Annotated in this window: 18 protein-coding genes; 13 read left to right on the forward strand and 5 right to left on the reverse strand. The window is 39.0% G+C overall.

Annotated features, from left to right (window positions below; genetic code table 11):
* The 6 genes from H1A14_RS22330 to H1A14_RS22355 all read left to right on the forward strand — a co-directional run.
* Positions 1-529 (forward strand): DUF4269 domain-containing protein (locus H1A14_RS22330; RefSeq protein ID WP_194778535.1); only part of this gene is annotated, 529 nt, incomplete at its 5' end.
* Positions 530-834: 305 nt separating this feature from the next.
* On the forward strand, positions 835-1,683 hold the full coding sequence (locus tag H1A14_RS22335) for an SDR family oxidoreductase (protein WP_194778536.1): 849 nt from the start codon (positions 835-837) through the stop codon (positions 1,681-1,683).
* An 11-nt stretch (positions 1,684-1,694) separates the two neighbouring features.
* Positions 1,695-2,594 (forward strand): SDR family NAD(P)-dependent oxidoreductase, encoded by a 900-nt coding sequence (locus H1A14_RS22340; protein WP_194778537.1) that lies wholly within the window; start codon positions 1,695-1,697, stop codon positions 2,592-2,594.
* Between the two features lie 213 nt (positions 2,595-2,807).
* Entirely contained in the window at positions 2,808-3,062 is a 255-nt protein-coding gene (locus H1A14_RS22345) for an Atu4866 domain-containing protein (RefSeq protein WP_194778538.1), read from the forward strand.
* A gap of 18 nt (positions 3,063-3,080) precedes the next feature.
* Complete coding sequence (locus tag H1A14_RS22350) at positions 3,081-3,995, forward strand: helix-turn-helix domain-containing protein (protein ID WP_194778539.1); 915 nt, start codon at positions 3,081-3,083, stop codon at positions 3,993-3,995.
* 139 nt (positions 3,996-4,134) lie between these two features.
* Positions 4,135-4,398 carry a tyrosine-type recombinase/integrase gene (locus H1A14_RS22355; RefSeq protein ID WP_317174918.1) on the forward strand — a complete coding sequence of 88 codons (264 nt, stop codon included), beginning with the start codon at positions 4,135-4,137 and terminating at the stop codon, positions 4,396-4,398.
* A gap of 602 nt (positions 4,399-5,000) precedes the next feature.
* Here the strand turns inward: H1A14_RS22355 and H1A14_RS22360 are convergent.
* Positions 5,001-5,894 carry an SDR family oxidoreductase gene (locus H1A14_RS22360; RefSeq protein ID WP_194778541.1) on the reverse strand — a complete coding sequence of 298 codons (894 nt, stop codon included), beginning with the start codon at positions 5,892-5,894 and terminating at the stop codon, positions 5,001-5,003.
* Between the two features lie 114 nt (positions 5,895-6,008).
* Between H1A14_RS22360 and H1A14_RS22365 the strand changes: the two genes are divergently transcribed.
* The 3 genes from H1A14_RS22365 to H1A14_RS22375 all read left to right on the forward strand — a co-directional run bounded on the left by H1A14_RS22365 (position 6,009) and on the right by H1A14_RS22375 (position 8,924).
* Positions 6,009-6,353, forward strand: coding sequence for a winged helix-turn-helix transcriptional regulator (locus H1A14_RS22365; protein WP_194778542.1), 345 nt, complete (start codon positions 6,009-6,011; stop codon positions 6,351-6,353).
* A gap of 255 nt (positions 6,354-6,608) precedes the next feature.
* On the forward strand, positions 6,609-8,495 hold the full coding sequence (locus H1A14_RS22370; protein WP_194778543.1) for a beta-N-acetylhexosaminidase: 1,887 nt from the start codon (positions 6,609-6,611) through the stop codon (positions 8,493-8,495).
* Positions 8,496-8,702: 207 nt separating this feature from the next.
* The gene (locus H1A14_RS22375) at positions 8,703-8,924 is read left to right on the forward strand and encodes a GNAT family N-acetyltransferase (protein WP_194778544.1); all 222 of its coding nucleotides are present in this window, start codon (positions 8,703-8,705) and stop codon (positions 8,922-8,924) included.
* A gap of 113 nt (positions 8,925-9,037) precedes the next feature.
* Here the strand turns inward: H1A14_RS22375 and H1A14_RS22380 are convergent, their stop codons facing one another.
* Both H1A14_RS22380 and H1A14_RS22385 read right to left on the reverse strand, forming a co-directional pair.
* Positions 9,038-9,721: an SDR family NAD(P)-dependent oxidoreductase gene (locus tag H1A14_RS22380; protein ID WP_194778545.1), complete on the reverse strand. Its 684-nt coding sequence runs from the start codon at positions 9,719-9,721 to the stop codon at positions 9,038-9,040.
* Between the two features lie 26 nt (positions 9,722-9,747).
* Positions 9,748-10,215: a RidA family protein gene (locus tag H1A14_RS22385; protein ID WP_194778546.1), complete on the reverse strand. Its 468-nt coding sequence runs from the start codon at positions 10,213-10,215 to the stop codon at positions 9,748-9,750.
* A gap of 196 nt (positions 10,216-10,411) precedes the next feature.
* Here H1A14_RS22385 and H1A14_RS22390 point away from each other — a divergent pair, with 196 nt between their 5' ends.
* The 4 genes from H1A14_RS22390 (at position 10,412) to H1A14_RS22405 (ending at position 13,241) form a co-directional block, all read left to right on the forward strand.
* A complete protein-coding gene (locus H1A14_RS22390) occupies positions 10,412-10,978 on the forward strand; it encodes a Crp/Fnr family transcriptional regulator (protein ID WP_194778547.1) in 567 nt (188 codons plus the stop codon).
* An 83-nt stretch (positions 10,979-11,061) separates the two neighbouring features.
* Positions 11,062-11,799 (forward strand): SDR family oxidoreductase, encoded by a 738-nt coding sequence (locus H1A14_RS22395; RefSeq protein WP_194778548.1) that lies wholly within the window; start codon positions 11,062-11,064, stop codon positions 11,797-11,799.
* The gene (locus H1A14_RS22400) at positions 11,796-12,458 is read left to right on the forward strand and encodes a TVP38/TMEM64 family protein (protein ID WP_194778549.1); all 663 of its coding nucleotides are present in this window, start codon (positions 11,796-11,798) and stop codon (positions 12,456-12,458) included. The genes H1A14_RS22395 and H1A14_RS22400 overlap by 4 nt, the downstream gene beginning before the upstream one ends.
* A 33-nt stretch (positions 12,459-12,491) precedes the next feature.
* Entirely contained in the window at positions 12,492-13,241 is a 750-nt protein-coding gene (locus H1A14_RS22405) for a type 1 glutamine amidotransferase domain-containing protein (RefSeq protein ID WP_194778550.1), read from the forward strand.
* Here the strand turns inward: H1A14_RS22405 and H1A14_RS22410 are convergent.
* Together H1A14_RS22410 and H1A14_RS22415 are read right to left on the reverse strand one after the other, a co-directional pair.
* The gene (locus H1A14_RS22410) at positions 13,192-14,325 is read right to left on the reverse strand and encodes a BamA/TamA family outer membrane protein (protein WP_194778551.1); all 1,134 of its coding nucleotides are present in this window, start codon (positions 14,323-14,325) and stop codon (positions 13,192-13,194) included. The two genes, H1A14_RS22405 and H1A14_RS22410, sit on opposite strands and share 50 nt — an antisense overlap.
* Positions 14,326-14,380: 55 nt before the next feature.
* Positions 14,381-15,160, reverse strand: a complete 780-nt coding sequence (locus H1A14_RS22415; protein WP_194778552.1) for a lipopolysaccharide kinase InaA family protein — start codon at positions 15,158-15,160, stop codon at positions 14,381-14,383.
* Positions 15,161-15,181: the final 21 nt, after the last annotated feature.

Here is a 15,181-nt window from a genome sequence, read left to right on the forward strand (position 1 = left end):
CATAGAATATTTGCAAAACGGCAATAAAAAGCAACGGCAAGTATATTCCATCTTGACGAATAATCAAGTTTTATCAAAACTAAAAAAGTTTGATCCTATTCTTGTGGGTACAATTCCTATAAACATTGACATTGAAAATAGCGACCTTGATATTATTTGCTCTTTCTCATACAAACAGGAGTTTCTTAAATCAATCACAGACAATTTTAGTTACGAGAAAAGTTTTACAACCAGAGAAAAGCCAAATTCAGAAACACTTGCTATTGTTGCTAACTTCTTTGTTGACGGTTTTGAAATAGAGATTTTTGGGCAAACCACTCCGACAAGACATCAATTTGCATACAGGCACTTGATAGTTGAACATAATTTGCTAAATAAATATGGTGAAGCCTTCAGACAGCAGATTATTCAACTTAAACGACAAGGGTACAAAACAGAACCAGCTTTTGCAAAAGCTCTTAATTTACCGGGTGACCCATATATGGAATTACTAAAATTTGAAACGAATGAAAATATCTCGAAACGCTAATCGAGTATGAGGCCGTGCCTATAAGTACACTGTGCACCAACGCGACGGCGCACAGGTCTCACACCACTACAAATAGCTATCTTCATATAGGTCTTCACGCACCTGCGGGGTAAGCTTTTTCAGTCTTTCCTCGAAGCCAAATGGCCTCTGGGTTGTGAGAGATTTTTTACAGTTTGGACGATCAGTTTACTATCCAAATCTTCAAAATTCACGATTTCACTACTCCATTCATTGATATGGTTAAGTAAACCACCTTCTATACAACCATCTTTGTTTCATCATTTTATCACAAAAAATAAAAAAAAATGGAAACAAGAAAAGTATGGTTTGTTACAGGAGCTTCGAAAGGTTTGGGGCTAACACTCGTAAAAAAACTGCTAACCCAAAATTACCGTGTAGCGGCTACTTCGCGCTCGGTTCAATCATTAATTAAGGAGCTTGGGAAATCGTCTGAAGATTTTCTACCGCTTGAAATGAACCTGACCGACAATGAAAATGTAAAGGCTGCGATTGGCGAATGCATCAATCATTTCGGACAGATTGATGTAGTGGTAAACAATGCAGGTTATGCATTGATCGGGACATTGGAAGAGCTTTCAGAGCAGGAGGTAAAGAGCAACTTTGAGGTGAATGTTTTTGGTTCCCTGCATGTCATCCGCAATGTTGCACCCCTGTTCCGTAATCAGAAATCGGGGCATATCTTCAATATTTCCTCTATAGGCGGCTACATTGGCGGTTTTCCGGGATTTGGCATTTATTGCTCCACAAAATTTGCTGTGGCCGGATTTACCGAAGCCCTTGCCGATGAGATGAAAGCATTTAATGTGCATACCACATTGCTATATCCGGGTTACTTCAGGACAAATTTTTTATCGCAAGGGTCTGTTCAAACAGCTTCAAACCCAATTACAGCCTACAAAACTGCACGGGAGATGGAAAATGCGCATTTGAGGGAGTTAAATGGAAACCAACCCAATGACCCCGAGAAAGCGGCAGATGTGCTGATAGCCTTAAGCCAGGAAGAAAACCCACCTATCCACTTTTTTATGGGAAAAGATGCCTACCACTATGCAAAACAGAAGATAGCGCTTATTCAATCCACAATGGCGGAACATGAGACACTTGCCACTTCAACAGATATTTCAAACAATTAAATTTTATTACGATGAAAAATAAAAAGCAATTGACCGTGCTGATCACAGGTGCAGGATCAGGAATGGGTCTACACACAGCACAAACTTTAGCAGTACTAGGGCATAAAGTGTTTGCAGGCATTAGAGATCCACAGGGAAGAAATGTCCATAAGTCAACAGCCCTAAGGGAATATGTGGAACACAATGGAGGAAAAGTGGATATCTTGGATTTGGATATCCATCTCGAGGACTCCTGCCAAAAAGCTGCTGACAAAATGATTGAAAAAGAAGGTTCGATCGATGTCTTGATACATAACGCAGCACATTTATTCATTGGTTATTCTGAAGCATTCACCCCTGAACAGATTGCAAGTTCGGTAAACACCAATGTTTTAGGAGCGCATAGGTTAAACAGGGCTATACTTCCTTATATGCGAAAACAGAAAAGAGGATTGATATTATACGTGGGAAGTGGCATCACCAATGTAACAGCTCCATTTATGGCCCCTTATGTAATTGGAAAAGCAGGTTTGGATGCCTTGGCGGAAAATACGGCTTACGAGATAAGCCAATTTGGGATTGAAACTACCATTTTGATGCCTGGCGTCTTTTTGGATGGTACTTCCCACTTTGAAACAGCGGAGTTCCCAAAAGACGAACCTGTCCTGAAAGAATATCAAAGGTTGCAAAAGGACTATGATAATTATGGGCCCGGATTGCGGAACCTGTTCAGGTTCGGGGATGCCCCCATACAGGGAGTAGCGGATAGAATAGCTGAAATCCTCACAATCCCGGAGGGACAAAGGCCATTCAGGGATACAGTGGACTACTCCGATTGGCTTGCAGAACCCGGAAATGGGGTCAGAGAAAGCTTGACAGAAAGGGCGTTTAAGATCATGGGCTACAGCCATCTCCTAAAAGTCAACGGTTAATATTCCGGGGCTATGCCGCCCCGGAGTTATAATTTTAAAGGACAAAACAATGAATATAATGTATGCGCACCTTTCTTTAGGAATACTGTTTCTTTTTCACGATGTCCCAGCTCAAGGGAATTTTGGTACGAACGATAATAAAGAGACTGTTGCCAAAGCCTTTTTCTAGACATACGTGTTTTGGATCACTTATTTACAAATACATCAAACAGTATGCAAACAACTATTGAAGAAACAAAGGGATACATTGGCATGTGGGTGACCAAAGATGGTTATATACGCCATGAACTCTTACCCAATAACCGCTACGATGAAGCGCGTGGAAAGCGGAATAGTGCCTATCAAGGTACTTATAAAGTTTACGGAAACCATATCGATTACAAAGACGACACGGGCTTTACCGCTGATGGGGAATTCAAGGAAGGCATCCTTTACCACGCTGGAATGGTATTGTATAAAGAAAAATAATCAAGTAAATTAATTGTTATGGAAAAGACATTCCGCTTTAATTCATTGTCCGAGTTTCACACATTTTGTAAGTTACCTCCACCTGAACATCCTTTGATCAGTTTGATCGATTACAGCAAGGTCACTTATCCTATAGACGACAGCGAGCTGAAATGGATCCAGAATTTTTATTCCATTGGGCTAAAGCGGAATGTCAATGCCAAATTCAATTATGGGCAGCAGCAATACGATTTTGATTCAGGGGTGCTGACCTTTGTTTCACCGCTACAGTTTTTGAAAATTGAGATCAAGCAAGAAGTTGAAGTAGTCCCAACAGGCTGGCTGCTGCTTATCCACCCCGATTTTTTGTGGAGCACCACTTTGGTGAAAAAGATAAAATCATACGATTTTTTCCAATATGCTGTGAACGAGGCGCTTTTCCTTTCTGATAAAGAAGAAAAGGTGATTGTGGATATTCTCCAAAAAATAGAAAAAGAATACCAATCCAATATCGACAAATTCAGCCAGGAACTCATCATAGCCCAAATAGAATTGCTCCTTATTTACGCAGAGCGGTTTTATGAACGTCAGTTTATTACTCGGAAAAAATCCAACCACGAAATATTGGCACGTTTCGAACAGGTGCTTTCCCACTGTTTTGAAGATGGTAAGTTATTGGAAAACGGCATTCCAACGGTAACAACAATTGCAGAACAACTGAACATTTCCCCTAATTATTTGGGCAGCCTGCTACGGGTACAAACCGGTCAAAATACGAAGCAGCACATCCAAAGCAAAATGATGGATTATGCCAAATTATGTTTGAGCACCACAAATATGTCAATCAGTGAAATTGCTTATGAACTTGGTTTTGAGCACCCCCAATCATTCAGCAAATTGTTCAAACAAAAAACCAATCAAACGCCTTTGGAGTTTAGACAGTCTTTTAACTGATAAATTAAAGTCCATATCTGTCCAAAAACAAAAACCCGAAATCCCTACCCTGCTTCCAGTTCTTCCACAAGCACTTGAAACCATTGATGTATATGACAACCATCCCCAATGCAGCAAAATAGGCTTGGTGCTGCCTTTAATGAGCAACCAGATAATGAATGCTTATCTAAAGGAAATCGCCGATGGCTGTGGCATTGACAAGCAGCTGTCCTTTCATATAGCCAGGCACACATTTGCCACTACGATTACTCTTGGAAACGGTGTGCCCATTGAAACGGTATCCAAAATGCTAGGCCACAAATCCCTCAAACAAACCCAGCATCATGCAAAAATCCTGGATATCAAGATCAGTAAGGATATGGAAAAGCTGAGGATGGTTTTAAAGGAAGGAGTTCAATATTAGTTTGGTAGGCAGTGGGGTGCATTCAAAAGTGCCGGGCCGTGCTGGGGTAACACTTGCCTTCACTGCTCCTGCAGCACGCCATATTACCTTCCCGTTATTTTTAGGATCAAGCGGAAAGTTTTTGGATATCTTCGGGGTTTCAGATCGAAAATTCGCAGGAGGATATAATGCCCTGATTCATATCTCTAAATCACTAACCAGGAATTACCAAAAAAAGGGATAACATATGGCCATTGCAAATGTTTTTCCTGGGTTCAATTCTTTATTCCAATTTTGGATATTCAGGTGTATTTTGGATGATACACTCAATAGGGAGGTTGCTACCTCCACTTTCTCAGAGATTACGATAAGTCTACTACCATTTTCCCAAAAGACTAATGGATGCGAGGTAAATAAATGAATCAACAAAAAAAGAAATAAAAAAGATCGGGGCATGCTTACTCCCAAAGAGATTTTTTATAGGCACAAAGAAATTTTCCTTTTGCCAAATCTGATGCTTCAGCCATCACCCAGAAACCTGAACAAATCTTATAAAAATCATTTTAATAAAAATAGGTGAGAACAATATAAGTCCTCACCTATTTATAATGGGTGGCTTGCTTTTATGTAAAAGCCGCTTGGTTTTGGTTCACCCAATTTTCTATACTTGTCATTTTAACAGGTAGCTTTTCCAACACTTCTGACATATCAGAAGCAAACATAACAGGATAATTCCTGGTATCTGTAATTTCCTGATACATGGCTTCCGCTTCTTTACCGGCGCCTTCACCAAGAAGGCCATCAAGTATTTTCCCAAAGTCTTTTGGAGCCATTTGTCTATAACGGAAATTATCGTTCAAGCCCAGTGAAAACTTCTCCGCCAATTGATTTCCAGTCAGGTTTTCCAATCCGGATACTTGAAAAGATTCTCCTGCCAAATGAGGACTGTAAATGGCTTCGGCTACAAGTGCTGCCACATCATTGGTAGCTATCCAGCCAACAGGCATATCTTCCGGTGTCGGATAGGATACTGTTTTTTCCACTTTGACAAAAGGTGCTGTCCAAGGTCCCAGTAAGTTTTCAGCATAAACGGAAGGTTGAATAATGATATGGGGCAAACCGCTTTTCTTTAAATAATCTGCAATATCTATCCTAACATCCAGAGAAGGATTACCAATCTTCACAGGTAAAATAAAGCCACTGGAATTCCAGACTAAAAGCTTGACTCCATGTTTAACAGCTGCATCAACTGCATTTTTGGCAAATTGCAACCCTTCTATCGGATCCCTTAAAAAGAAAGGCACCAAAAACGAAATAGCATCAGTTTCCCGAGTGATTTCTTCCAGTTTCTCCCTGTCGCCCATATTGGCAATGACCACTTCTGCACCTGCATTTTCAAGCATTTCAACTTTCTCCCTCTGGTTTGTAGTTGCAACAACTTTCGCTCCCTTTTCTTTGAGGGCTTTGATGACAGGAAATTGCTGTGAACCGCCTGCCCCATAAATAAGTACTTTCATCTTTTTTGTGTCTAATATTGTTTTGATAAAGCAAACCTACCTATATTTACTATACAAAAGTAAGTACTATACCAGAGTATACTAGTATACTACAGTATACCAATCTGCAAAACCATGAAGAAGAACAAGCATGAATGTGTGGAATACATCCGTCCTGTCAGGGATGTGTTGGATCTGATCAACGGTAAATGGAAGCTTCCTATCCTTATTGCTTTGTCATTTGGCAATAAGCGGTTCAAAGAACTCGAAAGAGATGTCGAAGGAATTACTCCAAAGATGCTTTCGAAAGAACTCCGGGATTTGGAGATGAATAAGCTTGTCATCAGAAGTGTATATGACACCGTTCCGGTCACTGTTGAATATAGCTTATCTGAATATGGAAAGACTTTGGACAATGTGATTATAGCCCTCCGCCAATGGGGGAAAAAACATAGAGCAAAAATCTTTGAAAATGCATGATCCTTATATTTTTATCGTTTAAATGTCGATTTTCATCGATCATCCCTTTTTCTCATATTTCAGAATATTTCGCTGGTTGCACTGAATACTTTATGGTAGCTTGTCTTTCCTACTTGGATTAAGTAAAATTGCTTTGATCAAATACAACCAAATAAACACGCTTGATCTCCCTCAATACAGTATTTACCTCATCCTATCCAATTGACATACCTAATTGTAACCTGCATGCATTTTCCAAGATTTATTAGAAAACCAATGAGTGGCATCCTCTTCATGTCATTCATGTTGCCTTTTACTTTTTCCTCCATGGCACAGGGAATCATTCCAAAACCCATGAATATAGTGGAAGGGAAAGGACAATTCAATTTAAATGCAGGCATACCCATTTTAGCCAAAAGCCAGGACAGCCGAAAATCAGCAGAGTTGTTCAATGATTTTTTAGAGAAAAGGCATGGATTCAGGCTATTCATCACACAGATCCCCCAAACAGGGCCACATGTTATTTTGACTTCCATACAGGGTGATCAACCTGAAGGATATCTTTTGGATATAAACTCCGATAAAATCGAAATTAAAGGAGGGGAAGCGGGTATTTTCTATGGCTTACAATCCGCCTTACAATTGATAGAAGAAAAGGATGGCGGGTTGACGATACCGGCCATGCGGATTGAAGACCAGCCCGAGTTTGGCTACAGGGGCTTGATGTTGGATGTGGCAAGACACTATTTTCCTGTTGATCAAATCAAAAAAATCATCGATTTGATGGCTCACTATAAACTGAACCGCCTGCATTGGCACCTGACTGAAGATCAGGGTTGGAGATTGGAAATCAAAAAATATCCCAAGTTGACCGAAATCTCTGCTTGGAGGGATTCCACCATCATCGGCAAACAGTATGACAGGGATCTTCTGATCTATGACGGTAATCCTCACGGTGGATTTTACACCCAGGATGAAGCCCGTGAAATCGTTCGGTATGCCGCAGAAAGGCAAATTATTGTAATTCCTGAAATAGAACTCCCTGGACATAGCTCAGCCGTATTGGCAGCATATCCAGAACTTGGAAGTTTCCCTTTGGTCAATGGCGTTCCTCAAGCAGGAACCATTTCGGGGACCAATGAAAAAGGTGAGCCTTTGGACAATGATCTGAGTACTAATGTCCCGGGTTTTTGGGGTGTGCAGTACAATATCTTCGGCCCTACCGATGCTGCTTTCACTTTCTTGGAGGATGTATTGACAGAAGTGATGGACATATTTCCAAGTGAATACATTCACATCGGCGGTGATGAGGTACCCAAAGACCATTGGAAAACTTCCGAAATAGCCCAAAAAGTGATCAAGAAGGAAAAATTAAAGGATGAACATGAACTGCAGAGTTACTTTATCCGGAGAATTGAGAAATTCCTCAACAAAAACGGCAGAAACCTGATCGGATGGGATGAAATACTGGAAGGTGGATTGGCACCAAATGCTACCGTGATGAGCTGGCGGGGTGAAGACGGGGGGATTGCAGCTGCCAAAATGGGCCATGATGTGATCATGTCCCCGAACAGCCACATGTATTTTGACCATTACTATACCGAAGATCAGACCAATGAACCCCTTGCCATCCATGGATTTTTGCCTTTGGAAAAAGTATACAGCTATTCTCCTCGACCAACCGCCTTAAGTTCTGAGGAACACAAATTCATTTTGGGTGTTCAGGGCAACCTTTGGACAGAGTATATCTCCACGAACAACAAGTTGGAATATTTTATCTTTCCCCGCCTGCTGGCCTTGTCAGAGGTGGCTTGGACTGCCGGGGATCAAAAAGATTATGGTGAATTCACCAAGAAAAGATTGCCAAAACGACTGGCAGAACTGGAAAAATCAAACGTTTTCTTTAGAATTCCGGAGGCAGATGTCACCATCAGCAGGGACATGGAAACTGGCAGACATCGCATCAGCATAGAATCACTCGTAGATAAAAGTCAGGTGTATTATACGGTGGACGGTTACAAAGCCGACCCAACCGGAAAGCTGTACACCAGTCCATTTTTGGCTCCGGTGTCAAGAAGTGAATATGGTCCTCTTACTCTGAGGTACGTGATCGTAACTCCCCAAGGCAGAGTCAGCAATGAATTCAGCCATACGATTGAATGAGGGTTTAAATACTAATGTCAATTTGAGAGTTGGTGGCCATACAAACAATCTGCCTAAAAGAAATGATTGTATGACATTTATCAAACAATCGACAAGGCTATTTTTTAGACTGGCTCTTCAAATATAGATATTAAATTATATTTGCTTTTCAGTGCTAAAATCTCCCCTACCAAAAAATCAAATTTCACTTAATCCTATTACTTATAAATGGAAATCTTAAGAAAAGTTAATGGAAACAAAAGTGAATTCTACATTCTTGAAAATAAAATTGAAGAGGCAATGATGTCCTATACATGGGTTGGTAGGGATAATATTATTATTGACCATACGGAAGTCAATGAACCATTAAAAGGTAAAAATGGTAGCAAACAAATGGTTTTAAAAGCTGTAGAATTTGCTAGAGAAAAAGGAATAAAAATTATCCCATAATGCCCATTCGCCAATAGCATTTTTAAAAAAAATCCGGATATCAGAGATGTTAGTTTTACTATCTTATAATCTGCTCTTTTAAATATGGTGTTGATTTAATCAGCTTTCCTTTCTTACATATTTGGCAAATCAATCTCATTTATGTTGGTCCTATTTGATAAATTTAACACCAATTCTACAATATTAAATAAATCAGTTAATGGTATTGAGTGAGTTTCGTCTTTACCTGCATTTTTCAAATCATTCAGGACTTCTTCAGTTGAAAGATTTCCCGGATTGATTAGTGTTACGCCAATTTTGTGTTGACTTAGATTTTGTCTAAGCGAGAAAACAAGTCCACGAAGTCCAAATTTCGATGCTGTGTTTGATACTTCTTTACTTTTATTTAGGTTAAGACCGCCTATTGCCGCACCAATAATGATTATTTTGGCATTTATTGACTTTTTTAAGTTTGGAATAAACTTTTGAATTGCCCTGATTGGTGCGAGAAGATTTACATTGAGAACGTTCTCAATATCATAATTTGAGCAACTTTCAAAGTTGTATTCAGGCGAAAACGCATTTGATTCCCAGGTTCCACCGAAATAAAGTAAAGCATCAATTGGCATATCGCTAATTTGATTTTGAAGACTTTCGATTTCTTCAACGTTTGTCAGATCAGTTTTTATCCATTTACCATAAGGAGATACTCGCCTAGAAACTGTGAAAAGATTATTGCATTTGTCCTTTAAATACTCCGAAGTTGCAAGTCCAATACCGCTGCTTGCCCCAAATATTATTACATTGCCGTATTTCATATTTTTATAATTTAGTTCTTTGTGTTTTATTCCATTAAAACAGTAAATGAAGCAGTCAGACCAACACTGAAATTTCGTGGCAATTTGTCTACTCCAAAAATTGAACGAGAATGTGTTCCTTTTTCTTCAAGTACATTTACAAATAAGTCAGAAGCTCCATTAACAATTTTAGGAGAATCATCCCAATTGTCCCCTGATTGAAAATAACCTTCTAGGTGATTCAAACCAATGATTTTATCAAAGCCAACATTTTTATCTATTTGAGCAAGAACATTTAGCGCGCACAACTCCATAGCCCTGTATCCTTGTTCAGTTGTAATTTCATTTCCCAATCTACCCTGATACAAATAGTCTTCATTAAATATTGGAAACTGGATGGCAACATATGCAATATTTTCTCGAATATTTACGGAAACATAGTTTCCACCTGGTGTTGATACTTTAGGCAATTCATGCCCTAATTTCATTAGGTTCTCTTTGGGTTTATTGTTCATTTTTAAATCTGGATAATATTTTTGAACGCGGCTCTAGTTTTTCCATATTAATTCTTGTTTTCAAATTGAATATTTTTTTGAAATATTGCCTGTTTGGGCTTGTTTCACAGGGACATAAAAGATGACTAAATATTACCAAAACTCCCCAACAATAAATTTCAAACAATTTGATTTAAAAATTAATTTAATTTTAAAAATGTCATTGCTCAAAAACTCATTAAAATCCCTCGTCAATTTTGATCCCGAAACTTTGGATCTACTGGTTTCTAAATTTTCCCAAGTACAACTAGCGAAAAGCTCTGTTTTCGCCAAAAAGGGAGAATTTTCCAAACAGATAGGTTTTGTAGAATCTGGTGTGTTAAGGGCTTATTTTTCTATGAGCAATGGAGAGCAGTATAACAAAACTTTTTTTACCCAAGGATCTTTTGTGGGCGCTTACTCTTCTCTGGTGACAGGTCAAAGTAATTTAATAGATATTGACTGTTTGACTGATTGTACGCTTTGTATCGCCTCCTTTGAAAGCATTAAAAGCTTATATGATCAATATCCTCCTGTAGAGCGGTTGGCCCGTATCCTGGCAGAAAGGTTTTTTGTGAATAAAGAAAAAAGGGAAATTGAACTAGCCACTTTGGAAGCCAAGGAACGGTATGCAATTTTTTTAGAGGAAAACCCTCATTTAGACCAATTAATCCCCCAGTACCACATTGCCTCTTATTTAGGTGTAACGCCTACGCAGTTGAGTAGGATCCGTAGGCAAAAATAATTTAACCTGTTTTTCCTTTACCTATGTAAATGGAAACCTTCCATTAAGCCATCAAATTTGTCCTGAATTAAATAATCAGGATCATGAAGCTGAATGGTAATAAAATCCTCATCACAGGAGCAACATCAGGAATAGGGGAAGCATTGCTCAATACATTTATCGGACTGGATAATCAGGTTATTGCTTTAGGGAGGAATAAAGAAAAGCTCAATCAACTTGCCCGGATAAATAATAGAATAATTCCTTTCCTCTGCGATATTTCCCAATCAAAAGAATTGGATAGACTGATCCTATTTATCGAACAGGAACATCCTGACACCAACATTCTGATCAATAATGCAGGCATTCAACATAACTATTATTTTGAAGAGGAAGATACTCATTTAGGGAAAATCGAACAGGAAATCAACATCAATTTTCTAGCTCCCATCAAATTGATAAGTCTCTTTTTGCCAACCCTTCAGTTAAACCCCAATGCGGCGATAGTCAATGTATCTTCAGGTCTGGGATTGGTCCCCAAAAAACAGGCACCGGTCTACTGTGGTACCAAAGCAGGTATACATATTTTTACCAAAGCGCTTCGCTATCAGCTTAATAATGTCAAGGTTTTTGAAATCATCCCTCCTTTGGTAGACACCCAAATGACAGCGGGAAGGGGAAAGGGTAAAATCAGTCCGGAAGAACTTGTTGACGAATTTATTCTTGCTTTTAAAAAAGATCAGTATGAGATCAACATCGGTAAGGTCAAACTTTTAAAGATAATCAACCGGATAAGTCCGGCATTGGCAGAATTCATCATGAAAAAAGGAGGAGAAAAATGAGGGCAATATTTAGAATCGTATTTATCCTGACCCTATTTTTTGCTTCTACATTTCTGATTGCCCGGTTTACTGGGATATTCAGTTTGGAAGACATACTTGTATGGTTAGAAAAAGCACAGGAAATAAATCCCATATACCTTTTCGTCCTGGTTATTCTCATTTTGTTCAGCGACCTGTTTATTGCCATACCTACATTGACCGTTACGGTACTTTCGGGACACTTTCTTGGCTTTGGCTATGGTGGATTGGCAGCTGTCACGGGAATGCTGATGGCTGGAATTGCAGGATATACGATCAGTAAAAAATTCGGAGATAGGGTTTTAAAAAAAATTGTTCCGGTGGAAAGTAAGAGGAAGGAGGCAATCATCAGCTTTAACAACTATGGCAGCGTAATGATTCTGCTAAGTAGGGTATCTCCTATTTTACCGGAAGTCTCTGCCTGCTTGGCAGGGATGACCGGAATGGATTTTAGAAAATTCTTACTGTATTGGTGTCTAAATACAATGCCGTATGCTTTGATAGCCTCATATTCAGGGTCTATCAGCAGTCTGAATAATCCAAATCCTGCGATCTACGCATCACTTTCTATCTATGCTTTTCTAGGATTGGGCTGGTTTACATTCAAGAAATACAAACATTCATACAAAATCCAAAAATAAATGAAAAGGCCATTCATATTATTCATAATTATCATGTTCTCCTCAATCCTTAATGTACCGGGTCAAAACAAAAAGATACTTTTTGTTTTGAGTGCGGAGGATACTCTTTTACTCAATAGCGGCAAAAAAGAAAGACAAACGGGGGTTTTCCTCAATGAATTTTACTACGCTTACAAAGCAATTGCTACAGAAGGATATGAGGTGGACTTTGCAACACCCAAAGGACAAAAGGCGACCATCGATCAGGAAAGCCTTGAAGACGATTACTGGAAAGAAAATCCAACCTTGAAACAAGAGGCCATAGACTTTTGGGAAAAGAATAAAAATTTCTCCAGTCCAATAACTTTGGAGCAGGCAATTGACCGATCCGGAGAATATATCGGATTGGTTATTCCCGGCGGTCAGGGTCTTATGGTTGACCTGTACCATGACCTCAATATTCCCGTATTGTTAAAATCATATTCAAAAAACAACAGTGCTATTGGTCTCATCTGTCATGCCCCCGCTTTGATCACCACCATACCAAAAGATGAAAATCCATTTGTCGGATATCGGGTAAATTCCGTAAGCCCTTTGGAAGAATTTTACATTGAGCGATTCATAATGAAAGGGAAACCGGAAAATCGAAGAATTGCAGGTCAGCTAAAGAAACTTGGATTGTTTTACGAAAAGGGAGGACCCGGAAAGGGTTATACTGGTTTTTATTTTGATAGTAATATCATCCGGATGATTGCTAAAAAGCCTCCCCTATGTAGATATAGAAAGCATTCCCTTCCCGCGTAAAGGCATAATCCAAGCGGACATAAATATCCTTCTGGGGAAATAACATGTATCTCAAACCTGCTCCGGCAGTACCTTTCAATTTTCCGAAGTCTAATTTGTGGGGTTGATCATACACGGTACCGACCGAGGCAAATACGGCACCCCCTATCCTTTCTGTAAACTTTAATGGAAATGGCAGAAACCTATATTCCACTTGAGCAGCCATCAGATTACTGTCTCTGAACCTGCCCTGATAATATCCGCGCAAAAGATTGGGCCCACCCAATTGGGGAAGCTGGTTAAATGGAACATCTCCCCAGGTAAACTGCTTCAGAAGCTGCAATGCCATGACCTGATTTTTCCTTATACTTTTAAAATAGCGCGTATCACTGATTACGGAACCAAAAGAATAATCACTCCCCAGATTGTCAAAAGACCCTAATATGGCAAGTTCTGAAAAGTATCCGTCCCTCACGTTCAGCACATTGTGCCTGGAATCCAGTACAAATCCAATCCCAGTTGAAAAGGTGGTAAATCCGTTCATTCCCACAATTGGAATTTGATCTTCAAAATTTTCCGGTTTACTGAAATTTACCTGAGAGGTATTGTTCAATTCCAGTTCCAAACCAAAGTAAAAATTTTGTTTCAACCTCCTCAGCACCCGTTCTTTGATCAACAATTGATTGGCTGCCACTATCTGCTCATCTTCGAGGGTACTATTTGCTCCTACACCGAAAAAGGATAAGGGAAAGCTCTGGTACCTGAGATTCCCAAGGAAAAACCATTTGTCTTTGTCACTGTATAGGGCATGTTCGATAAAGGCGCCATATTGGTTTTCAAGGGTATAGAATCCCCTTGCCGTGATCTCGCTTAGCCTGTTTGAAGTATCCTGATTAGCATAATATAGGTACAGTCCGCTAAGGCCAAATTCAGTATTGGTCTCCGGGGAATAGCCAATGGTAGGATATGCTAAAAATTGGGGCTTGGATAAATTTTGGCTGTTGTTTCCAAAACCTTCAAAATATTTTTTTACCAAAGATTTATTTTGAGCTTTTAATCCCGAAATCGTGAAAATGAAGAAAAGGACACAGAGAAAATATTTCATTTGGGTGAGGCTGATCGATTGATTTAACAGGAAACTTTTGACAGAGATTGTTTTGTTACTTGTACTTTACCTTTTGTAAAAAATGATAAAGTTTACTTCTGAGCTTTTTAAGCAATGTTTTTCTTTTGTATTTAACCTCCTGCTTGAATTTATATTGAAAGTAAATTCTTAATAATTCACTTTCATTTAAGCCTCTTTTATGTGCATAATGCTCAATCAGAAAAATCATATCCTGATTTGGCAAACCGAGTCTAATTAGGCTTTTTACTCCCCTTTTGAGCGTGATTCTTTTTATTTTCACTCTGTTGTTGTCAACCAAAGAAAATTGGTAGGTACCATTCACTTTCTTGAAAAGAATATTACTCAATGAAAAATCCAGGTGATAGATCTCTTTCTGATGTAAGTCAACGATGAAATTTCCCAAGTCAAAAAGCGCTTTGCTTTTTTCCTTACCGTCTAGTTCTTGAAAATATTCAAGTGTTTGAAAATCGGAATATTCACAAATGAAATACCCCGATTTAAAAAGCCAGTTACTGTAGCAATCCAAATAAGCTATGGGCCGGGGAGTATTTACACCTTGTGAAAGAAAAAAGGATGCATTAGTGAAAGCTCTTTTGCCTTTGCTTTCACGGAAAAATCTGTAGATAAATCTATTAGCCATATAAATTTTCTCATAGGACTTGATCACTATTTTCTGACCAGCAATGGTTTGTAACTTGAGTGTGTTTCTCTTTTTAAAAATCAATCCATCCATGCTATTAAAAACAGAGGGAAGTCCATTCAGGAAAGCTTCTAAGAACATAAAATGCTCATTGATTTGCACTACCTGTTTCATCCTATTTAATTGCTATGCTGT

This window comes from Pararhodonellum marinum, assembly GCF_015354735.1.
Taxonomy (GTDB): Bacteria; Bacteroidota; Bacteroidia; order Cytophagales; family Cyclobacteriaceae; genus Pararhodonellum; species Pararhodonellum marinum.